The sequence below is a fragment of the Corynebacterium sp. genome (assembly GCF_012837295.1).
GTDB lineage: Bacteria > Actinomycetota > Actinomycetes > Mycobacteriales > Mycobacteriaceae > Corynebacterium.
This window is the reverse complement of the sequence record NZ_DURI01000171.1, coordinates 1-22,159: the sequence shown is the minus strand read 5'-3', so window position 1 is coordinate 22,159 and position 22,159 is coordinate 1. Positions and strand designations below refer to the sequence as shown.

The 22,159-nt window shown below is 69.8% G+C and carries 18 protein-coding genes; 10 read left to right on the top strand and 8 right to left on the bottom strand.

All coding sequences use genetic code 11. The annotated features are described in order from the left end of the window. From GX015_RS05905 to GX015_RS05895, 3 genes are all read right to left on the bottom strand, one after another. Nucleotides 1-486: alpha/beta fold hydrolase (locus GX015_RS05905; protein WP_291343541.1), on the bottom strand; the 486-nt coding region annotated here is incomplete at its 3' end. 27 nt (nt 487-513) lie between these two features. Continuing rightward, a complete protein-coding gene (locus GX015_RS05900; protein ID WP_291343540.1) occupies nt 514-1,809 on the bottom strand; it encodes an acetyl-CoA C-acetyltransferase in 1,296 nt (431 codons plus the stop codon). A gap of 95 nt (nt 1,810-1,904) precedes the next feature. Continuing rightward, nucleotides 1,905-2,687 (bottom strand): IclR family transcriptional regulator C-terminal domain-containing protein, encoded by a 783-nt coding sequence (locus GX015_RS05895; protein ID WP_291343539.1) that lies wholly within the window; start codon nt 2,685-2,687, stop codon nt 1,905-1,907. Between the two features lie 114 nt (nt 2,688-2,801). Between GX015_RS05895 and GX015_RS05890 the strand changes: the two genes are divergently transcribed. Next, a complete protein-coding gene (locus GX015_RS05890; protein ID WP_291343537.1) occupies nt 2,802-3,548 on the top strand; it encodes a CoA transferase subunit A in 747 nt (248 codons plus the stop codon). Next, on the top strand, nt 3,545-4,195 hold the full coding sequence (locus tag GX015_RS05885; protein WP_291343535.1) for a 3-oxoacid CoA-transferase subunit B: 651 nt from the start codon (nt 3,545-3,547) through the stop codon (nt 4,193-4,195). The genes GX015_RS05890 and GX015_RS05885 overlap by 4 nt, the downstream gene beginning before the upstream one ends. A gap of 88 nt (nt 4,196-4,283) precedes the next feature. Here GX015_RS05885 and GX015_RS05880 read toward each other — a convergent pair whose 3' ends face one another. After that, nucleotides 4,284-5,801 (bottom strand): aromatic acid/H+ symport family MFS transporter, encoded by a 1,518-nt coding sequence (locus tag GX015_RS05880; protein WP_291343534.1) that lies wholly within the window; start codon nt 5,799-5,801, stop codon nt 4,284-4,286. Nucleotides 5,802-6,132: 331 nt separating this feature from the next. Further along, a complete protein-coding gene (locus tag GX015_RS05875) occupies nt 6,133-7,443 on the bottom strand; it encodes a benzoate/H(+) symporter BenE family transporter (RefSeq protein ID WP_291343532.1) in 1,311 nt (436 codons plus the stop codon). Between the two features lie 381 nt (nt 7,444-7,824). On the opposite strand from GX015_RS05875, the gene GX015_RS05870 reads away from it, so the two are divergent. Both GX015_RS05870 and clpX read left to right on the top strand, forming a co-directional pair. After that, on the top strand, nt 7,825-8,199 hold the full coding sequence (locus tag GX015_RS05870; RefSeq protein ID WP_291343531.1) for a hypothetical protein: 375 nt from the start codon (nt 7,825-7,827) through the stop codon (nt 8,197-8,199). Nucleotides 8,200-8,490: 291 nt separating this feature from the next. Further along, complete coding sequence (gene clpX / locus GX015_RS05865) at nt 8,491-9,753, top strand: ATP-dependent Clp protease ATP-binding subunit ClpX (protein WP_291343530.1); 1,263 nt, start codon at nt 8,491-8,493, stop codon at nt 9,751-9,753. Between the two features lie 90 nt (nt 9,754-9,843). Here the strand turns inward: clpX and arsB are convergent, their stop codons facing one another. After that, on the bottom strand, nt 9,844-10,887 hold the full coding sequence (gene arsB, locus GX015_RS05860) for an ACR3 family arsenite efflux transporter (RefSeq protein WP_291343544.1): 1,044 nt from the start codon (nt 10,885-10,887) through the stop codon (nt 9,844-9,846). A gap of 249 nt (nt 10,888-11,136) precedes the next feature. Further along, the gene (locus GX015_RS05855; RefSeq protein WP_102213837.1) at nt 11,137-11,925 is read right to left on the bottom strand and encodes a TetR family transcriptional regulator; all 789 of its coding nucleotides are present in this window, start codon (nt 11,923-11,925) and stop codon (nt 11,137-11,139) included. Nucleotides 11,926-12,144: 219 nt separating this feature from the next. Between GX015_RS05855 and GX015_RS05850 the strand changes: the two genes are divergently transcribed. The 4 genes from GX015_RS05850 (at nt 12,145) to GX015_RS05835 (ending at nt 18,314) form a co-directional block, all read left to right on the top strand. After that, nucleotides 12,145-13,128, top strand: coding sequence for a malate dehydrogenase (locus tag GX015_RS05850; protein WP_291343527.1), 984 nt, complete (start codon nt 12,145-12,147; stop codon nt 13,126-13,128). 145 nt (nt 13,129-13,273) lie between these two features. Continuing rightward, nucleotides 13,274-16,009 carry a valine--tRNA ligase gene (locus GX015_RS05845; protein WP_291343526.1) on the top strand — a complete coding sequence of 912 codons (2,736 nt, stop codon included), beginning with the start codon at nt 13,274-13,276 and terminating at the stop codon, nt 16,007-16,009. A gap of 311 nt (nt 16,010-16,320) precedes the next feature. Further along, a complete protein-coding gene (locus GX015_RS05840; RefSeq protein WP_291343543.1) occupies nt 16,321-17,793 on the top strand; it encodes a folylpolyglutamate synthase/dihydrofolate synthase family protein in 1,473 nt (490 codons plus the stop codon). 59 nt (nt 17,794-17,852) lie between these two features. Beyond that, complete coding sequence (locus tag GX015_RS05835; RefSeq protein WP_291343542.1) at nt 17,853-18,314, top strand: DUF4233 domain-containing protein; 462 nt, start codon at nt 17,853-17,855, stop codon at nt 18,312-18,314. A gap of 74 nt (nt 18,315-18,388) precedes the next feature. Here the strand turns inward: GX015_RS05835 and GX015_RS05830 are convergent, their stop codons facing one another. After that, nucleotides 18,389-19,978 (bottom strand): deoxyribodipyrimidine photo-lyase, encoded by a 1,590-nt coding sequence (locus GX015_RS05830; RefSeq protein WP_291343525.1) that lies wholly within the window; start codon nt 19,976-19,978, stop codon nt 18,389-18,391. Nucleotides 19,979-20,062: 84 nt separating this feature from the next. Here GX015_RS05830 and ndk point away from each other — a divergent pair, with 84 nt between their 5' ends. Both ndk and GX015_RS05820 read left to right on the top strand, forming a co-directional pair. After that, on the top strand, nt 20,063-20,473 hold the full coding sequence (ndk, locus tag GX015_RS05825; protein WP_291343523.1) for a nucleoside-diphosphate kinase: 411 nt from the start codon (nt 20,063-20,065) through the stop codon (nt 20,471-20,473). Nucleotides 20,474-20,777: 304 nt separating this feature from the next. After that, the coding region (locus tag GX015_RS05820; protein ID WP_291343521.1) for a translation initiation factor IF-2 N-terminal domain-containing protein at nt 20,778-22,159 on the top strand (1,382 nt) is incomplete at its 3' end.

Here is a 22,159-nt window from a genome sequence, read left to right as displayed (position 1 = left end):
CTCGGTGGTCGCCGGGTTGGCGGCGCGGAACTCCTCGGTGAACCACAGGCCGACGACGCCGTCGACCATGGGCGCCATGCCCTCGGCACGGGTCAGCTCCGCCCGCGGGAGCCACTTGTCGTCGCCGCCGAAGTACGCGGCGGTGCACAGGAACGCCGCCCGCGTCACGCGCCCCGACGTCGCCGTCAGGTACTGCGCCAGCGCGCCGCCGAGCGACAGGCCGACGACGTCGAAATTCCCGACGCCGAGCGAATCGAGGGTGGACAGGACGTCGTCGGCAAGCGAATCGAAAGTGGTCTCGCCGGGTGCGACGTCCGGGTCCGGCGACTGGCCGTGACCGCGATGGTCGAGCGCGATGACGCGGCGCGTGGCCGACAGCGCATCGAGCTGCGGCAGCCACATGTCGGTGGTGGATGCGATGGAACCGAGGAAGACGACGGGATCGCCGTCGTGCTCGGCGCCGTATTCGACGTGGTGCAGGATCATGGGTTCTCCTTTATGTCCGTTGGTCCGCTATTCCTTCTCCAGCACGGCGGCCAGGCCCTGCCCGCCGCCGATGCACATGGTCGCCAGCGCCAGGCGGGCGTCGTCGCGGCGCGCCATCTCGTGGCAGAGGGTGACCAGCATGCGTGCTCCGGTCGCGCCGACGGGGTGGCCCAGCGAAATGCCGGAGCCGTGGGTGTTCAGGCGCGGGTCGTCGGCGGCCACGCCCCACTCGGACAGGACGGCCAGCGCCTGGGCGGCGAAGGCCTCGTTGAGCTCGATGAGGTCCATGTCGTCGAGGGTCAGGCCCAGTCTCCCGAGCGCCTTCGCGGTCGCCGGCGCCGGCCCGATGCCCATGGTCTCCGGTGCGACGCCGGCCACGGCCCAACCGGCCAGCCGCGCCATCGGCTCCAGCCCCAGCTCGGCGGCCTTGGCGCGGGTGGTCACGATCATCGCGGCGGCGCCGTCGTTCTGCCCGGATGCGTTGCCCGCGGTCACGGTCGCTTCGTCGTCCTGGCGGCCCATGACCGGGCGCAGGGCAGAGAGCTTTTCGACGGTCGTGCCCGCCCTCGGGTGCTCGTCCGCCGCGATCATGATCGCCGGATCCTTGCGGCGCTTGCCGGGCACGGCGACGGGGACGATCTCCTCGGCGAAGACGCCGCCGTCGCGGGCCGCGACGGCGCGGCGGTGGGACTCGGCGGACAGTTCGTCCTGGGCCTCGCGGGTGATGGAGTATTCGCGGCGGAGGTTCTCGGCGGTCTCGATCATGCCGCCGGGGATCGGGTGGTCCTTGCCGCCGGCGGTGGCGCGGGCCTCGGAGAGGCGGTCGCGGAAGGTCATGTCGCCGCCCTTGGCGCCCCAGCGGACCTTCGAGTCGACGGTGTACTCGGTGCGGCTCATGGACTCCGCGCCACCGGCGATGATCAGCTCGGCGGCGCCGCACGCGATGTGCGCGGCGGCGGTGGCCACGGCCTGCAGGCCGGCGCCGCAGCGGCGATCGAGCTGCATGCCCGGCACCGACTCGCCCAGGCCGGAGTCGAGGGCGACGATGCGGCCCAGCGCCGGCGCGGAGCCGTTGGGGTTGGCCTGGCCCAGGATGACGTCGTCGACGTCATCGCCGGAAATGCCGGTGCGGGCGACGATCTCGCGCACCACGGTCGAGGCCAGGTCCTGCACGGGCACTTCGGTGAAGGCGCCGCCGTAGCGGCCGACGGGCGTGCGCAGGGGAGCGCACAGGACGATGTCGTCCGGGTTCTTGGCGGTGCCGGTGCCGGTGGCGTTGTCGGAATTCTTGGCGTTGTCGGGGTTGGTGCCGGAGGTGGTCATGGGGAGCCTTTCGTCTTCTTCTCTTGGGGTGGATCGGTGAAACGTGGTCGTCGCAAAGCAGTCGGCCGGAGCACGTGCGGACCCGGCGCGATGCGTCAGTGCCGCTGGGCCGCGAGGTCCCCGGCGATGGTGGTGGCCGTCTCCAGGACGGCGGGGAGGAAGTCGCGCAGGAGGTCGTCGACGTCGTGGGCGGCGGTCTGGGTGGAAACGTTGATGGCCGCCACCGTCCGGCCGTCGGTGCCGCGGATGGGGGCGGCCAGGGAGCGCAGCCCCGGCTCGAGCTCCTGGTCGACCAGCGCCCAGCCCTGGGCGCGGATCTGCTTCAGCTCGCGGCGCAGCTCCTTCTCGGTGCCCAGCGATCGCGGCGCCAGGCGCTCGACCTCGGTGGCGGCGAAGTACGCGTCGAGGTCGTCGGCGGGCAGATCGGCCAGCAGCACGCGGCCCATCGACGTGGCGTAGGCGGGGAAGCGGGTGCCCAGGGTGATGGACACGGTCATGATGCGCCGGACCGGCACGCGCGAGACGTAGACGATATCGGAGCCGTCGAGCACCGACATCGAGCTGGACTCGCCGACGCGGGCCGACAGCTGCTCCAGTCGCGGCTGGGCGATGGCCGGCAGCGACAGGCTGGACAGGTAGGAGTAGCCCAGCTCGAGAATGCGCGGGGTGAGCCAGAACTCGGAGCCGTCCGTGCCCGCGTAGCCGAGGTCGACGAGCGTGTGCAGGAAGCGGCGGGTGGTGGCGCGGGCCAACCCGGTGGCCTCGGCGACCTGCGCCAGCGTCTGCCGCGGGCGTTCGGCGCCGAATGCGCGGATGACGGACAGCCCGCGTGCCAGGGACTGGACGTGGAGGGCGTCGGGGGCCTTCGGTTCGTTCATGGGGACCTCTCGGGGGCTCGGGTCGTGCGGTCGGCGGTGGTGTTTTTGCTTGGCGACGCAGTGCGCTATGCGAACCACTGTACAACCTGCGAACACCAGTGTACAGTTTCGGTCATGCTTGACAAGACCATTTCCTCCGCAGATGCCGCGGTGGCCGACATCCCCGACGGCGCGTCCATCGCCGTGGGCGGTTTCGGCCTGGTCGGCATCCCCTCCGTCCTCATCGCCGCGCTGCGCGAACTCGGCTCCGGCGACCTGACCATCATTTCCAACAATTGCGGCACCGACGGCTTCGGCCTGGGCACGCTCCTGGAGGACCGGCGCATCAGCCGGACCATCGGCTCGTACATCGGGTCGAACAAGGAGTACGCGCGCCAGTACCTGGCCGGCGAGCTGTCCGTCGAGTTCACGCCGCAGGGCACCCTGGCCGAGCGCATGCGCGCCGGCGGCGCGGGCATCCCGGCGTTCTACACCACCGCCGGCGTGGGCACGCAGGTCGCCGAGGGCGGTCTGCCGGTGCGCTACAACGCCGACGGCACGGTCGCCGAGACGTCGAAGCCGAAGGAGACCCGCGAGTTCGGCGGGCAGCTCTACGTGCTCGAGGAGTCGATCCGCGCAGACTTCGCGCTGGTCCACGCCCACAAGGGCGACCGCTACGGCAATCTCGTCTTCAACAAGACGGCCATGAACTTCAACCCCGACGCCGCCATGAGCGGCAAGACGACCATCGCCCAGGTGGAGCACCTGGTCGATTCGATCGACCCGAACGAGGTCGATCTGCCGGGAATCCACGTCGATCGCGTGGTCGTGGTCGGCCCGCAGGAGACCGGCATCGAGAACAGGACGGTGAGCGACAAGTGACCTGGACCAAGCAGCAGATGGCCGCGCGCGTGGCCAAGGAGCTGGTCAACGGCCAGTACGTCAATCTGGGCATCGGCATGCCGACGCTCATCCCGGGTTACCTGCCCGATGACCTCGAGGTCGTGCTCCATTCGGAGAACGGCATCCTCGGCGTCGGCCCGTACCCGACCGATGACGCCGTGGATCCCGAGCTGATCAACGCCGGCAAGGAGACCATCACCATCGCCGAGGGCGGTTCCTTCTTCTCGTCGTCGGATTCCTTCGCCATGATCCGTTCGCGGTCGGTGGACGTCGCCGTCCTCGGCGCGATGGAGGTGTCGCAGTTCGGCGATCTGGCCAACTGGATGATCCCGGGCAAGATGGTCAAGGGCATGGGCGGCGCGATGGACCTGGTCCACGGCGCGAAGTCGATCATCGTGATGATGGATCACGTCACCAAGAAGGGCGCTTCCAAGGTCCTGCCGGCGTGCGTGCTGCCGCTGACGGGCGCGAAGTGCGTGGACATGATCGTCACCAACTATGCCGTGTTCTCGGTCGACGCCACCGAGGGCCTGACCCTCCTGGAGTGCGCCGAGGGCGAGACCGTCGAGTCGGTCCGCGCCGTCACCGACGCGCCGTTCGCGGTCGCCGAGAGCCTGTCCGCTTAAGGTTCCTCCGCTTTACGACGACCAGCGCCCCGGCCATTCGGCCGGGGCGCTGATTCGTGCGTGGACTCTTGCGTGAACGCCTTCGCGGTTACTTGGCTGCCGTGACCGGGGCGTTGGCCGAAGCGGTGGCCGGGGAGGTGGCGTGCTCGGGCTCGGGGAGCAGCTCGACGCGATCGTCCTTGGCGGGGGAGCGCGGCACCAGGGCGGTGAGCACGCTGCCGATCAGGGCGAGACCGGCGAAGATGTACAGCGCCGAACCGGACGACAGGCCGGCGCCGATGATCAGGCCGCCGATGACGGGGCCGAGGATGCCGCCGATGCGGCCGAAACCGGCGCACCATGCGACGCCGGCGGCGCGGGCCTCGGTGCCGAAGTAGTTCGCCGTCAGGCCGTAGACCAGCACCTGCGTGCCGATGGTGCCGAAGCCGGCGATGGCGACCGCTGCGTAGAGGACGCCGAGCGGCAGGTTCATGGGCAGGATGACCAGGCACAGGGCGGCGATGAGGAACGTGCCGGCCACGACGCGCTTGGCGCCGACGCGGTCGGCCAGCCACGACGCCGCCAGGCCGCCGACGATCGCGCCGCCGTTGAGGACGACCAGGAACAGCAGGGAGCCCTTGGCCTGGCCGCCGGCGCCCTCCATGATCTTGGGCAGCCACGTGTTCAGGCCGTAGGTGAGCAGCAGGCCGGTGAAGCTCATGAAGCCGATGAGCAGCGCGCCGATGGCGTACTTGCGCGAGAACAGCGCCGCGTAGCCGACCTTCTCGGCGGGTTCGGGCTCGGCGTCGGCGATGCGCGACGCGGACGGGATGAAATCGGACATGGGCAGGCCGTGCTTGTCGCACACGGCCAGCGCCTCCTCGGTGCGGCCGACGGACACGAGCCATCGCGGCGACTCGGGCAGCGCGAAAATGATCAGCGGCACCAGGAACAGCAGCGGGGAGGCGCCGATGAGGAACAGGCCGCGCCAGCCGATGGCGTCGAGAAGCAGGATCGCCAGCACCGACGCCATGACGCCGCCGGCCGGGATGCCCGAGTAGACGATGGCGTTGAACAGGTTCTTGCGGCCGCGCGGCGCGAACTCCGCGATGATGGCGCCGCCGGTGGCGACGATCATGCCGACGCCGACGCCGGTGAGGAAGCGGAAGAATCCGAAGGTCAGCGTCGACGTCGTCAGCGCGGTGAGGGCCATGCCCGCCGAGAACCAGACGGACGCGACGAGCATGACCCGCTTGCGGCCGAACTTGTCGCCGACGGCGCCGGCGGTCAGCGCGCCGACGAGGACGCCGATGAGCGCCCATGCGCCGAGCGTGCCCGCGGTCTCCGGCGTCAGGGCGCCGATCTGGGAGGGGTCGGCGAGCAGGGTCGGCAGGACCGCGCCGTAGACGACGAGGTCATAGCCGTCGAAGAGGATCGCCGTGGCGACGACCGTGAGGACGAGCAGCACCGTGCGCTTGTGCGTCGGCGAGGCCCACGGGCCGTCGCACGAAGCAGCTCCGGTGGTGGCTGTGGTGGCGGTGGTGGCGGGGTTGCCGGTGGCGGAAGCGTGCGCCGCGGCGGCGTTTCGGCCCTGGCGGCGGGGCGCCTGGTACGGGGAGTGGCTCATGGAAAAGGGGGCTCCTTGTTCGGGTCTCGTCGGCCGGTTCGCCCGCGCATCTTCGATTCGCGGTTGCCCGCGCGGTCACGTGGGATGCGCGAGGATGCTGTTCGGAATGCGAACTGTGATGCGGTGGGTGAACGTTTGCCGTTGCAAGGAATCTACATCGCGTGGCGACCGTCACAAACGGACAATTTTGTGAGAGGGGACACTTTCGCTCGGGTTCGCAGGGCGTACGCGAAATCGGGGGCGTAACGGCTGGTTCGCGACACGAACAAGGCCCCCGCCTGCGGGAATGGCGTCCATTCCGGCGGCGGGGGCCAATGTGTTCGCTGTACGGTCAGCGGCCCTTCGGGGGTGACTGAGGGGTGCGATCGAGCAGCTTGGTCACGGCGACGCCGAACACGAGGCCCCAGAACGGGGCCGAAATGCCCAGCAGGCTCAGTTCGGAGAAGGTCACCAGGAAGCAGGTGAGCGCGCCCGCGGAGGCCCCGCCGGAGAACCCGGCCAGGAACGCGTTCTTCAGCGGCGTGAACATGGCCACGCCCGCGAGCGTCGCGATGAACGCCGCCGGCATCGCCAGGATGAAACCGGTGAAGGCCGGGGCGATGAGGCCGACGCCGATGGACATCACGCCGCAGGCGATCGCCGCCGCATAGTGGTTGCGCTTGTGCCCTTCCGCGACGAGGAGGGCGTTGGTCGGGCCGGTCAGGCAGGTCGGGGTGGAGCCGAGGAATGCGAGGGGAATGGTGGCGACGCCCGACGCGGTCGCGGCGACGTTGGTCGGCGGATGGTGCCCCGCCGCGCGCAGGACCGCCACGCCTTGCCCGTTCTGCACCACGACGACGGTGATGGCCAGTGGAATGACGAGCTCGATCGTCGCGGCCCAGGAGAACGTGGGCATGGTCAGCACGGGCGCGGCGACGATGCCGCCGTCGAGGGCGCCGTCGGCGAGGCGGCCGAAGAACAGCGCGGTCGCGGTGCCGATGCCCGCGGCCAGCGCCACCGGCGGCGCGAATTTCGCGGCGGCCGGGATGGTCGACAGTGCCACGAAGATCAGGATCATCGGTATGGCGATCATCGGGTCGGCCAGTGAGGCGTCGATGAGCTCAAGTCCGAACCGCAGGAAGATGCCGGCGACCATGGCCATGACCACCTGTGGCGGCAAGGCGTCCATCACGCGGGCGACCAGCCCGGTCCAGCCGAGGAAGATGATCAGCACACCGGTGAGCAGGTAGGCGCCGAGCACTTCGGCGAAGGATAGGTGCGACAGTGCGTCGCCGGCGATGACGGTGCCGGGGATCGTCCAGAAGTACGCCTGCGGGGACTTGTACCACCAGCTCATCACGATGGTGAGCAGCCCGTTGCCCAGGAAGACGCCGAAGATCCACGACGACACCAGGTCACCGCTCAGGCCCTCGCCGCCGTTGGCCGCGGCGGCCGCCGCGAGGATCACCGCCACGGGGCCCGATGCGGCGAAGAGCAATGCGACGAAGGCGTTGCCGACCGACGTCGCGGTCATGTCGGACAGGATCGTGCGGATCCCGGGTCTCGTCGCCGTCGACGGCTCGAGGGCGAGGAGGGCCTTCGGCCTTCTGCGTTTCGCCGTCGGTGCCTGTGTTGGCGCGTCGCTGGTCGTGGTCGTGTTCATGGGTCTCCGTGGCATGACTTCGGTGGCCGTTCCTCGGTTTCCCGCCGGGATGCGCCGCCGGGGCTTTTCGTCGGGCGTGCCTGCGGGTCGGGCGCACCGTTGGGTGGGGCGGACATGTGAGGTGGGTCTCACCGTACGTATTGGTTCACGATACGGCAATGTGTGCGACATGCGAACAAGCGGGCTGGTTGTGGACCATGGACATGTTCGTCGGCACCTGAATGGCCGCCGGGAAGTGGTCGAGCGCCGATCGAGCAGTAGTCGGGCGCCGATCGAGCGCCGATCGAGCAGTGGCCGGGTGTCGGTCACGTAAGGTGGGAATGCCGGTTACGTGGAGTTTCGGCGCCGGTCCCCATGAATGATTCGTCGAGGAGTGTCGCCATGCCCATGCAGATCCCCGAACCCGTGCGCCTCGCCGCAGTCGTCGTGCCGCTGGCCGGAGTCGGAGCCCTGCACTTCCCGCCGAAGACCGCCCGCGTCGTCGACCGACTTATCCCGGAATTCCTGCCCGGCCCGAAGCGCGCCTGGACGGTCGGGTCCGGCGTCATCGAGGTCGGCACTGCGGCGGCGCTTCTAATGCCGCGGACCCGCAGCGCCGCTGCAACGGTCGCGGCGGTACTGCTCACCGCCCTCTGGGTGGGCAACATCAAAATGGCCTGGGACTGGCGCGGCAAGAGCCCCTCGAAGCGCGCCATCGCCTATGGGCGCCTGCCCTTGCAGATCCCGCTCATCGCCGCCGCCCGTTCATTGCGCTGACCGCGCCGGCCGCGCCGACCTCTCCGATCCCGGAGCGCCCAAAAGTCTCGCCGCGAAAACAGGGACGCCGGCCCGTCGTAAAGCGGAAAGCACGCGGCGGCGCGCCGGTCCCCGTGGCTGATGGGGCTGATCCGGGCATGCGGCTAGGCTTGGGGCGATTGCGCCCGCGGCGGTAACGCGGGGGCAGCGGAATATCGGGGCCGCCGACGGGGTTGAACCCAGGAGGCGGCGGGTGAACCAGCCACCGACAACCGCCGAAGACACGACCAGGGAAGTGGGGCCAGACCGGATATGGCACGTATGCAGGAAAGCGCCGATCTGCTGAAATGCTCCTTCTGCGGGAAGAGCCAGAAGCAGGTCAAGAAGCTCATCGCCGGGCCGGGCGTCTACATCTGCAACGAGTGCATCGAGCTGTGCAACGAGATCATCGAGGAAGAGCTCAACGTCGGCTCGGCCCCGGAGGAGAAGGGCGATCGCCTGCCGCGTCCGGCCGAGATCCGCGACTTCCTCGACGAGTACGTGATCGGCCAGGACGTGGCCAAGCGCACGCTCGCCGTGGCGGTGTACAACCACTACAAGCGCATCCGCGCCGAGGAGCAGGGCGCGCGCGACGACGTCGAGCTGTCGAAGTCGAACATCCTCATGCTCGGCCCGACGGGCTGCGGCAAAACGCACCTGGCGCAGACGCTGGCCCGCAAGCTCGACGTGCCCTTCGCCATCGCCGACGCCACCAGCCTGACCGAGGCGGGCTACGTGGGCGAGGACGTGGAGAACATCCTGCTCAAGCTGCTGCAGGCCGCGGATTTCGACGTGGCCAAGGCGCAGCGGGGCATCATCTACGTCGACGAGGTGGACAAGATCTCCCGCAAGTCGGAGAACCCGTCCATCACCCGCGACGTCTCCGGCGAGGGCGTGCAGCAGGCGCTGCTGAAGATCCTCGAGGGCACGGTCGCCGCGGTGCCGCCGCAGGGCGGGCGCAAGCACCCGAACCAGGAGTTCATCCAGTTCGACACGTCGAACGTGCTGTTCATCGTGGCGGGCGCGTTCGCTGGCCTGGAGAAGGTCGTGCAGGAGCGCGTGGGCAAGAAGGGCCTGGGCTTCGGCGCGGACGTGCACTCGAAGTCGGACGTCGACGAGGTCGATCCGTTCGGCGAGGTGCTGCCGGAGGATCTGATCCGCTTCGGCCTGATCCCGGAGTTCATCGGCCGCCTGCCGGTCATCGCGTCGGTGACGAACCTCGACGAGGACGCGCTGGTCCGCGTGCTCACCGAGCCGCGCAATTCGCTGGTGCGCCAGTACGAGCGCCTCTTCGAGATGGACGGCGTGGAGCTGCGCATCGACGAGGACGCGCTGCACGCCATCGCGGCGAAGGCCATCGAGCGCAAGACGGGCGCCCGCGGCCTGCGCGGCATCATGGAGGAGATCCTCGTGCCCGTGATGTTCGACGTGCCGGATCGCGACGACATCGCGCAGGTGGTCATCCGCCGCGGTTGCGTCACCGACGGCGAGGCCCCGGAGCTGGTGCTCGCGGAGCCCGACGAGCGCAGCGCGTAGCTTTTCGCTTTACGACGCCGACGCGGCAACGGCCCGGCCCCCGTTCGTTTGGGGCCGGGCCGTTGTCGCGTCGGTGCCATTGCCTGCTCGTCAGCGGGGCGGCAGCGTCGCGTCGCCGGGGAACAGCTTCGGCCCGAGCCACAGCATGAGGTAGACGAGGCCGACGAGGACGGGGATCTCGATGAGCGGGCCGATGGTGCCGGCCAAGGCCTGGGCGGAGGTGGCGCCGAAGGTGCCGATGGCCACGGCGATGGCCAGTTCGAAGTTGTTGCCGGCGGCGGTGAAGGACACCGACGCGGACTGGGCGTAGTTCATTCCGGATGCCTTCGAGGCGGCGAGGGCGATGAGGAACATGCCCACGAAGTAGGCCAGCAGCGGCAGTGCGAGGCGGGCGACGGTCCACGGCTGCGAGGTGATCTGCTCGCCCTGCAGGGAGAACAGCAGCACGATCGTGTACAGCAGGCCGATCAGCGCGAGCGGGGAGATGCGGGGGATGAAGGTCGACTCGTACCAGTCGCGGCCCTTGGTCTTCTCGCCGGCGATGCGGGAGACGACGCCGGCGAGCAGCGGGATTCCCAGGAACACCACGACGGAGATGACGATGGACCAGAAGGAGAATTCGGCGCTGGTGGTTTCCAGCCCGAGCCACGACGGCAGGATCTGCAGGTAAAACCATCCGAGCACGCCGAACATGAGCACCTGGAAGACGGAGTTGATGGCCACGAGCACGGCGGTGGCCTCGCGGTCCCCGCAGGACAGGTCGCTCCACACGAGGACCATGGCGATGCAGCGGGCGAGGCCGACGATGATCAGGCCGGTGCGCAGGGCGGGTTCGTCGGGGAGGAAGATCCAGGCCAGGGCGAACATGAAGGCGGGGCCGATCACCCAGTTGAGCAGCAGCGAGACGGTCATGAGCCGTTTGTCGGCGGCGATTTCGCCGGCCTTGTCGTAGCGGACCTTCGCCAGCGGTGGGTACATCATCACCAGCAGGCCGAGGGCGATGGGCAGTGAGATGCCGCCGACTTCCATCGCGCCGAGCGCGTCGCCGATGCCGGGGAAGAATCGGCCGAGCGCGAGGCCGAGGGCCATGGCGAGGATGATCCACGCGGGGAGCCACCGATCCAGGAATGACATCCGGGCCTGCGGGGGCGCCGTGGGGGCGGGAGCGGTCACTGCACACCTTCCTTTAGTTAGATAAACGTCGAACTAAAGAGTACGCCGCGTCCCGAGTCCGAGCGCAATCGGAAGAGGCTTGACGACGACCCGGCCCCACCGTCGCCAAGCGAAGAACCGAAACAGAGGCACGGACCGCAAGCCAGTCGCCGGCGGACGAGTGAACGGCCCGACCCCCGTTCGTTTGGGGCCGGGCCGTTCACTCGGAAGCTATTCGTCGCCGTCGTCGTACATGTCCGCGAAGGCGGGGGCGACGTCGCCGTCGGCTCGTTCGTCGAGGATCGCGGGGGAGTCGTCGGCGTAGACCTCGTCGACGAGGCGCGGCTCGACTTTCCGGCGGGGGGTGGTGGTGACGTAGGAGGTGCCGTGCTGCCAGGTGGTCGATGCGGTGAGGAAGCCGGTGACGGCGTCGCGGGCCATCTCGCGGAGGCGGTCGATGAGGGTCTCCGACGTCAGCTCGAGGCTGTAGAGGTTGGAGAAGGTGCGTTCGTTGAGGGTGGGGAACTGGGCCATCGACGCGACGATGTAATAGATGTCGAGCGCGGAGACGTCGGTGCGGAAGGCGCCGTAGTCGCGGCCGAGGAGGAGCACCCGGTCGAATTCGAGGACGATGGGGGACTGCTCGGCCATCGCGGAGGATTCTTCGAGTTCCAGGATGGGGTGCATGTTCTCCTGGGCGATGAAGCGCACGGCCGACGGGTTGTGGGCGAAGCAGTCGAAGATGACGCCGACCACGTGGCGCAGCACGTCGACGGGCACCTCCGAGTCGACCCGGAGGGCCTCCGGGTCGGGGCGCAGGAGTCCGAGGACGTGATTCATCGTCGTGCGGTACAGGCCCATCTTGTCGCCGCAGTGGTAATGCAGCATGCGCTTGGAGACGCCGGACGACGACGAGATGGCGTCGAGGCGGGCATCGGCGTACCCCTTGGCGGTGAATTCGCCGAGCGCCGCTTCGAGGACGGCGTGGGGGATCGCGTCGGTGCTCCCTGTTGCCTTCATGAGTCGCCTTTCCACGGTTTCGGGTGGTGCCCCGTCGATGTTCGGGGGTGTCTGCCCCGGTTTTGCGCTGTACGCGGCAAGAAAAAGGGAAAATGCAGGGGCGGACCCGTTTCATGCTATCCAGATTCGTCACCCGGTGGACCCGTCCTCCCCCATCTGCGCAGTCGCCGGTTGGCCTATATCGTTGACTCCGTAAGCGAATCCCAGGAAAGGACAATCGTGAGCGTTTCCCCCGTGAAGGTCGCCGTCACCGGCGCCGCCGGCCAGATCTCGTACTCCCTGCTCTTCCGTCTCGCCCATGGCGACGTTTTCGGCTACGACGTCCCCGTGGAGCTGAGCCTCCTCGAGATCCCCGCGGCCCTCGGCGCCACCGAGGGCGTCGCCATGGAACTGCAGGACTCCGCCTTCCCGCTGCTGCGCGGCATCACCATCACCGATGACCCGAAGCAGGCCTTCGACGGCGCCAACGCGGCGTTCCTCGTCGGCGCGAAGCCGCGCGGCAAGGGCGAGGAGCGTTCCGCCCTGCTGTCGGCCAACGGCAAGATCTTCGGCCCGCAGGGCCAGGCCCTCAACGATCACGCCGCGGACGACATCCGCGTGCTGGTCGTCGGCAACCCCGCCAACACCAACACCCTCATCGCCAACGAGCACGCGAAGGACATCCCGTCCGACCGCTTCACCGCGATGATGCGCCTGGATCACTCCCGCGCCCTGTCGCAGCTGGCCGGCAAGCTGGACCGGACGGTCACCGAGTTCGAGAAGGTCGTCGTGTGGGGCAACCACTCCGCGACGCAGTTCCCGGACGTCACCTACGCCACCGTCGGCGGCGAGAAGGTCTCCGACCTGGTCGAGCAGTCCTGGCTGGACGACGACTTCATTCCGCGCGTGGCCAAGCGCGGCGCCGAGATCATCGAGGTCCGCGGTTCCTCCTCGGCCGCCTCCGCCGCCTCCGCGGCCATCGACCACATGCGCGACTGGGTCCAGGGCGTCCCGGGCGATGACTGGGTGTCCGTGGCCCTGCCGTCGGACGGTTCCTACGGCATCGACGAGGGCCTGGTCACCGGCATGCCGTGCCGCTCCGTGGACGGCAAGTGGGAAATCGTCCAGGGCCTGGAGATCTCCGACTACCAGCGCGCCCGCATCGACGCCAACGTCGCCGAGCTGCGCGCCGAGCGCGAGGCGGTCGCCGACCTGCTGCCGTAGGTCCCGCTTCCGTAGCTGGATCGGACCGGTCCGGGAGGGGCCGTCGCAAAGCACGATGCTTTGCGACGGCCCCTTCGCCATGCCCGGGCACCCGCCGCCGACGTGGTGGGCGGTGCGATCCGGGCGACCCTCTAGACTGTCCGACGTGACCAACGCCGAGAATCTTCCGAACCGCGCCGACAATCTGCCGAAGTCGTGGAACCCCTCCGAGGTGGAGGCGGACCTCTACCAGGGCTGGGTGGATGCCGGGTACTTCACCGCCGACGCCACCAGCGACAAGCCGGCGTACTCCATCGTGCTGCCGCCGCCGAACGTGACCGGCCAGCTGCACATGGGCCACGCGCTGGACCACACGCTGATGGACGCGCTGGCCCGCCGCAAGCGGATGCAGGGCTTCGAGGTGCTGTGGCTGCCGGGCATGGACCATGCGGGCATCGCCACGCAGACCAAGGTCGAGGCGCAGCTGAAGGAGACCGAGGGCAAGGACCGCTTCGACTACGGGCGCGAGGAGTTCATCGACCGCGTCTGGGAGTGGAAGAAGGAGTACGGCGGCAAGATCGGCGGCCAGATGCGCCAGATCGGCGACTCCGTCGACTGGTCCCGGGAGCGCTTCACCCTCGACGAGGGGCTGTCGCGTGCGGTGCAGACCATCTTCAAGGAGCTGTTCGACCAGGGCCTGATCTACCGCGCCAAGCGGATGGTCAACTGGTCGCCGGTGCTGCAGACCGCGATCTCGGACATCGAGGTCAAGTACGAGGACCGCGACGGCGAGCTGGTGTCCTTCCGCTACGGCGACGGCGACGAGTCGATCGTCGTGGCCACCACGCGAGTCGAGACGATGCTGGGCGACGTCGCGGTGGCCGTGCACCCGGAGGACGAGCGCTACACGGCGCTGGTGGGCAAGACCCTGCCGCACCCGTTCCGCGACGACCTGACGCTGCAGGTCATCGCCGACGATTACGTCGACCCGGAGTTCGGCACCGGCGCGGTGAAGATCACCCCGGCGCACGACCCCAACGACTTCGCCATGGGCCAGCGGCACGATCTGGACATGCCGGAGGTCATCGACAAGACCGGCACGATCGCCGGCACCGGCACCCGCTTCGACGGCATGGACCGATTCGAGGCGCGCACCGCCGTGACCGAGGCGCTGCGGGAGCAGGGGCGCATCGTCAAGGAGATCCGCCCCTACGTCCACTCCGTGGGCCACTCCGAGCGCTCCGGCGAGGTCATCGAGCCGCGACTGTCCGAGCAGTGGTGGGTGAAGGTCGACCGGCTGGCCAAGATGTCCGGCGACGCGATTCGCGAGGGCGACACCGTCATCCACCCGGCGTCGCAGGAGCCGCGCTGGTTCGACTGGGTCGACGACATGCACGACTGGTGCATCTCCCGCCAGCTGTGGTGGGGCCACCGCATCCCGATCTGGTACGGCCCCGAGGGCGAGATCGTGTGCGTGGGGCCGGATGACGCCGAGCCGACGGGCGAGGGCTGGACGCAGGACCCCGACGTGCTGGACACGTGGTTCTCGTCGGCGCTGTGGCCGTTCTCCACCATGGGCTGGCCGGAGGCCACCCCGGAGCTGGCGAAGTTCTACCCGACGTCGGTGCTGGTCACCGGCTACGACATCCTGTTCTTCTGGGTCGCGCGCATGATGATGTTCTCGACCTTCGCCGCCACCCTGCCGAACTCGCCGCTGGGCGAGGGCACCGGCGGTCGCCCGCAGATTCCGTTCACCGACGTGTTCCTGCACGGGCTGGTGCGCGACGAGCAGGGCCGCAAGATGTCCAAGTCCCTGGGCAACGGCATCGACCCGCTGGACTGGGTGCGCGACTACGGCGCCGACGCGCTGCGCTTCACCCTGGCCCGCGGCGCCAACCCGGGTTCGGACCTGCCGGTGGGCGAGGATTCGGCGCAGAGCTCGCGCAACTTCGCCACCAAGCTGTTCAACGCCACCCGCTTCGCGCTGATGAACGGCGCGTACGTCGGCGAGCTGCCGGCGCGCGAGACCCTGACCGACACCGACCGCTGGATCCTGGACCGCCTGGAGCAGGTCCGCGCCGACGTCGACGGTGCGCTGGACAAGTACGAGTTCGCCAAGGCCAACGAGGCCCTGTACCACTTCGCGTGGGACGAGTTCTGCGACTGGTACCTGGAGATGTCCAAGGTGGACTTCCCGCGCCTGGCCGAGGGCGAGGAGCCGACCGCCGAGCAGGCGGCCCGTTCCGAGTCGACCCGCCTGGTGCTGGGCCACGTGCTGGACACGCTGCTGCGCCTGCTGCACCCGACCATCCCGTTCGTCACCGAGGTGCTGTGGAAGGCGCTGACCGACGGCGACGAGGGCACGCCCGAGTCGCTGGTCATCGCCTCCTGGCCCACCGCCGGCGAGGCCAACGGCGGCGCCGGGACCGACGCCGACGCCGCCCGGCGCATCGACGACGCCCAGAAGCTGGTCACCGAGGTCCGCCGCTTCCGCTCCGACCAGGGCGTGAAGCCGTCGCAGCGCGTGCCCGCGCGTTTCGACGCCGCAGCCGCCGACCTGTCGGCGCAGGAGGGCATCGTCCGCTCGCTGGCGCGCCTGGAGGCCCCCGAGGACGGCTTCACCGCCACCGCCTCCATCGAGGTCCGCCTGTCCACCGCGACGGTCACCGTCGAGCTGGACACCTCCGGCACCGTCGACGTCGCCGCCGAGCGCAAGCGCCTGGAGAAGGACCTCGCCGTCGCGGAGAAGGAGCTGTCGGGCACCGAGAAGAAGCTGGGCAACGAGTCCTTCCTGGCGAAGGCGCCGGATGCGGTGGTGGACAAGATCCGCACCCGCAACCAGGTCGCGCGCGAGGAGATCGAGCGCATCACCGCCCGACTCGAGGGACTGCCGAAGGCATGACGCGACGCAACGACGACGACAGGGGCGACGACGAGATCCGTCTGATCCTCGATGACCTCGCCCCGGCCGACCAGGTTCCCGGGGAGGCCGGGCACGCTTCGGCTGAGCCGCTGGAGCTTTCCGACGACGACGGCTTCGATCCGGCGACGGCCGAGATCGTGGAAGACACCGAGCCCCGTGAGCTGGCGGCGGAGCTGTCGGGCGATGCGCTCGACGAGTCCTCGCCGGCGTCCGATGGCGTCCAGGCCGCGGCGGAGGAGCGCGACGGCGGCGCGGACGTCGACCTGCTGGGCCGGTTCGGCGCGGTGTCGATGGACGAGGAGGGCCTGAGCCTGCCCGTCGACGTCGACCAGCCGGTCAACGCCCCGGCGTCGGAGGAAATCACGCAGGAGGATCTCGCCGAGCTGGCCGCCGTCGAGGCGGAGCTGGACACCCGGTGGCCGGAGACGAAGATCGATCCGTCGCTGGAGCGCATCGAGAAGCTCATGGATCTGCTCGGCAATCCCGAGCGGTCGGCGCCCGTCATCCACGTCGCAGGCACCAACGGCAAGACGTCGACGGTCCGCATGATCGAGTCGCTGGTCCGCGCGCTGGGCCGCCGCACGGGCCGCACCACCAGCCCGCATCTGCAGCTGGCCACCGAGCGCATCGCGATCGACGGCGCCCCGCTGCACCCGCGCGACTACGTGCGCATCTGGCGAGAGATCCAGCCCTACGTGGAGCTGGTCGACGCCGCCTCGGAGGCCGAGGGCGGCCCCCGCATGTCCAAATTCGAGGTGCTCACGGCGATGGCCTACGCGGCCTTCGCCGACGCCCCCGTCGACGTCGCGGTCGTCGAGGTCGGCATGGGCGGCACGTGGGACGCGACCAACGTCGCCCACGCCGACGTCGCGGTGGTGTGCCCGGTCGGGCGCGACCACACCGACTACCTCGGCGACACGTTGACGGAGATCGCGGGGGAGAAGGCGGGGATCATCAAGTCCCGCTGGAACGCCGACGATCTGCTGTCCCCGCCGGACAACGTCGCCGTCATCGCGGAGCAGGAACCGGAGGCCATGGAGGTCCTGCTGGCCCGCGCCGTGGAATGCGACGCCGCGGTCGCCCGTGCCGGCGCGGAGTACGGCGTCGTGTCGCACACCCTGGCCGTCGGCGGGCAGAACCTGACGCTGCGCGGTCTGGCCGGCGAATACGAGGACATCCACCTGCCGCTGCACGGACCGCACCAGGCCCGCAACGCGGCCACGGCGCTCGCCGCGGTGGAGGCGTTCTTCGGGGCGGGCCCCGGCCGTCCCCTGAGCATCGACGCGGTTCGCGAGGGCTTTGCGACGGTCACGTCGCCCGGCCGCCTCGAGCGCGTCCGGTCCACGCCGACGGTGTTCGTCGACGCGGCCCACAACCCGCACGGGGCGAAGGCCCTGCGGGAGGCGCTGACGGCGGAGTTCGAGTTCCGCAAGGTCGTCGGCGTCGTCGCGGTGCTCGGCGACAAGGACGCCCGCGGCATCCTGGAAGAGCTCGAGCCCTACTTCGAGGAGCTCGTGGTGACGCAGAATTCGTCGCCGCGCGCCCTCCACGTCGATGATCTGGCCGACCTGGCCGAGCAGATCTACGGCGAGGAACGCATTCACCGCATCGACACGCTGCCGTCGGCGGTCGAGCTGGCCATCGCGCTGGCGGAGGAGACCGACTCCGGCGACGGCATCGTGAGCGGCTCGGGAGTGGTGGTCACCGGTTCGGTGGTCACCGCCGGCGAGGCGCGGACCCTGTTCGGAAAGGACCCCCAATGACCGACGACCGATCCACCGGAACGCCGGGCGCGGACGACGCGGGCCGTCGTCAAGCCGACATGACCGCGGAGGAACTGCGCGCGTACCGCGAAGGGCGCGACCTGTCCGACGGCGGCAAGTACGGGCCGCTGGGCGCCGGCCACGAGCCGGAGAAGGACCCGATGAAGGGGCTGCGCGGCGTCATGGCCGGCACCCTGATCATGCAGGCGATTTCCGTGTGGCTGGGGCTCACCGTGGTCGCGCGCGTCGATGGCGGCGGACTGTTCGGAACGACCTTCGCCATCTGGTACATCGCGCTGCTCGGACTGGCCATGGTGGTCATGGCGTTCCTGCAGAAGAAGCCGTGGGCGCTGCCCGCGAACATCGTGCTGCAGGTCTTCGGCGTGCTGGCGATCCTCGCGCACTGGTCCATGGGCTTCGTGGGCATCTTCTTCGCGCTGGTGTGGGCGTACATCCTGCATCTGCGCAAGAACCTTATCGAACGCATGAACCGCGGTCTGCTGACGACGCAGCACATGTAGCTTTCCCGGCGTTCCCCGAGGGGGGCTCGCGCGATACCAGCGCCGGATGGACGGCGGCCCCGCGAGGCCGTCGGCTATCCGGCGTTTTTCGTCATGTCGTACGCCGCCAGCGCAGCCGCCCGGGATTCGCGCAGGTCGACCATCGGGGCGGGGTGGGCGGGCGTGCCGAACTCGGGCACCCACCGCCGGATGTACGCCGCCGTCGGGTCAAAGCGGGTGGCCTGCGATTCCGGGTTGAAGATGCGGAAGTACGGCGCGGCGTCATCGCCGGAGCCCGCGACCCACTGCCAATTGAACGGGTTGCTCGCTTCGTCGGCGTCGACGAGCGTGTCCCAGAACCATTCCTCGCCGTGGCGCCAGTGGATGCCGAGGTTCTTGGTCAGCAGCGATCCCACGAGCATGCGCACCCGGTTGTGCATGTGGCCGGTGGCCCACAGCTCGCGCATGCCGGCATCGACGAGGCCGAAGCCGGTGGTCCCGCGCCGCCAGGCGGACAACGCGTCGCGGATCTCCGCCTCTCGAGCGGCGTCGGGCTCCCCGGGCAACCAGGCCCAGGGGAAGGCGTCGAATGCGGTGCGGGTGTTGGCGGCGTCCAGATGCGGCAAGTGGAACCGGCGGTGCCAGGCGAAGTCGCGCCACAGCAGCTGCCGCAGGAAGGATTCGCCGTCGGTGGCAGGCACTTCGCCGGCGTCGATGGCCCCGGTGATGGCGTCCCAGGCCTGTCGCGGGCTGATCTCGCCGAAACGCAGGTGCGGCGACAGTCGGCTCGTGGCGTCGAGGGCCATGTAGTCGCGGCCGGTGGCGTAGCGGTGCTCGAGATCGTCGACGGAGGCACGGCGATCGGCCGGGGAGGGGCCCTCGGCGAGGCGCCCGATGAATCCGGCGAGGCGTTCGCGCGCGCCCTTTTCTCCCGGCGTCCAGTGGCGGCCGAAGTCGGCGGCCCAATCCGGTTCGTCGCGGGAGGGATGATCCGGCGTCAGCGCGAGCGCGTCTATGGCCGCGTGGGTGGAGCGCAGGTCGTCGCTCGATACGCCGCGCCCGCGGAGCCGCGGCGCGTCCGGAGAGGCGACGGAGTCGGCGTCCGGCGCCGTGTCCGCCACGACCTCCGCGGCGTCCGCCTCATCCATCGCCGAGACCTCCACCGCGCCCAGATTGTCGATGGCGGCGCGGCTGAAGGGCGTGAAGACCTTGTACGGGTGACCCTGTTTCGTGGCCACGTCCCACGGCTCGTTGAGCAGGTGGCCGGGGTGCGACGACGCGGAGGGCAGGACGGCCTTGATTTGCGCGTCGAGGGCCCGGGCACCCGGGGCGTAGCGGCGGTGCCACGTGACCGTGACGGCGTCGAGCTCCGCGGCCATCGCGGGCACGATGTCGCGCGGATCGCCGGCTGCCACGTGCAGCTCGATTCCGTGCCCGGCGAGGTCGTCGGCAAGCGCATGAAGGCTGTGGTGCAGCCACCACTTCGCGGCGCCGCCCAGCGGGCGCGGACCCAGGGGAGGGGAGCCGGGCTCGTCCGTCGCGGTCTCTCCGGCCGGCAATTGCTCCGCGACGTACAGGCCTACGACGGGGCCGCATTCGGCGGCGCGGGCCAGGGCGGCGTGGCCGGTGGTGCGAAGGTCCTCGCGGAACCAGACCAGGGCCGGGCGGGACGTGTCGTCGGGCATGGTGCACAGGGTACGGCCGCCGGGTGACGGGGGTCACTTGACGCAGGTGCGCATGCCCGGAGGGCGGCAAGTATGCTTCCCTGCATGACCGAACGCACTCTGATTCTGATCAAGCCCGACGGCGTCCGCCGCGGCCTCGTCGGCGAGGTTATCGCCCGCATCGAGCGCAAGGGCCTGAAGCTCGTGGCCATGGACCTCCGCGTCGCCGACAAGGCCACCGCCGAGGAGCACTACGCCGAGCACAAGGAGCGCCCGTTCTACGGCGAGCTCGTGGACTTCATCACCTCCGCCCCGCTGGTCGCCGGCGTGGTCGAGGGCCCGAACGCCATCGCCGCGTGGCGCCAGCTGGCCGGCGGCACCAACCCGGTCGAGGCCGCCACCCCGGGTTCGATCCGCGGTGACTTCGCCCTCGAGGTCGCGGAGAACATCGTCCACGGCTCCGATTCGCCGGAGTCCGCCGAGCGCGAGATCGGCATCTGGTTCCCGAACCTCTAAGCAGCGGTCGTCCGCCGGTTTTCGGCGGGGCCATCGTCGCCGGCTCCCCGCATTTTCTTGCGGGGAGCCGGTTTTCGCATGTTTGGGCCGTGCGCATGGCGGCGAGGGTGGGGCGGGTGTGCGACAATGGCGGGCGTACGCCGCGTTCGCTCCGCGATTTATCGGAAACGACGTTGACCGCAGAACGCCCGTACGACGACAAAGCTTGAATAAAACGACGATCGTCGCTTTCGCGGCCCCCGGATCAGCGCGCGTTTGCGCTGGTCGGCGCGTGGGCCGGGCGGCTTGAGGAGAACCGCATATCGTGCTGGATTTCAGCGACAACACCGTGTCGAGCGCCCGTGATTTCGATCGGGCGGCGGCGCCGGAGAAGATGCGCGTGCATGCCCTGGCGAAGGCCGTGGGCGTCACGTCGAAGGAATTGATCGCCGCCCTGGGGGAGTTGGGCGTCGAGGTGAAGTCGGCGTCATCGTCGGTGGCGGCGGCGGACCGGGATCGCTTCCTCGATGCGGTCGCCGGTGCGGGTTCGCTTGACGACGGCCCGGCGGCCGCGCAGTCCACCGCCCCGGCCGAAAAGGCGCCGGCCGAGAAGCCCGCCAAGAAGGCCGCGAAGAAGACCACCCGAAAGAGCGCCGCCAAGAAGCCTGCCAAGAAGGTCGAAGAGGCCGAGAAGACCGACGAGCCCGACAAGGGCCAGAAGGATGAGCAGGCGGAGGCCGAGAAGCCGGCGAAGAAGACCACCGCCAGGAAGAGCTCCCGCAAGACGGCCAAGCGCACCGCCGGCAAGAAGGCCGCGCCGGCGAAGAAGGCGGACGACGTCGACGTCGCCGAAACCATCGTCGCCGAGGCTCCCGAGGTTTCGGAGACCCCGGTCGAGCCGACCGCCGAGTCCGCCGACGCTGAGCAGACCGCCGCCGAGCAGACCACGGATGCGGCGGAGGAGACCCCGAAGAAGGCCACGCGCCGCTCGCGCTCCCGCCGCACCGCCAAGCGCACTGCCTCGAAGTCCGCCGCCCCCGCGAAGAAGGCCGACGACGTCGAGGTCGCCGAGACCATCGTCGCCGACGCCCCGGATGCGCCCGAGGCCGCCGACGAGGCCACGACCGAGGACGATCACCTCGTCGAGGTCGTCCCGCCGGTGACTCCGCCGCCGGCCGAGCCCGCGTTCGCGATCCCGGTGTTCATGGCGCCGGAGCCGGTCTCCGTCGTCTCGGCCGACACGTCCAACGCCGACGCCGATGCGATCGCCGACGCCGTCGACGCAGCCGCTTCGGCCGACGCAGCCGACGCCGACGGCTCCGACTCCGGCGACTCGGACGACTCCGGTCAGCGCGAGCCCCGCCCGCGTCGCCGCCGTCGTGGCCGAGGCCGCGGTCGCGGTGGCCAGGATGACGCCGGCGATGCCGCCGGTTCCGCCGATCGCGCCGCCGACGCGGATTCGCCGAAGGGCGGGGACGCGGGCGTCGCCAAGCAGGACGACGACCGGAAGCGTGACGAGCAGGACGCGAAGTCCGAGCCGGAGGTGCCGGTCGTCGATGAGCCGGTGGCCATCAAGGGCTCGACGCGCCTGGAGGCGCAGCGCCGCCGTCGCGCGGATCGCCGCGCCGAATCCCGCAAGCGCCACGTGATTTCGGAGGCCGAGTTCCTCGCCCGCCGCGAGTCCGTCGAGCGCACGATGGTGGTGCG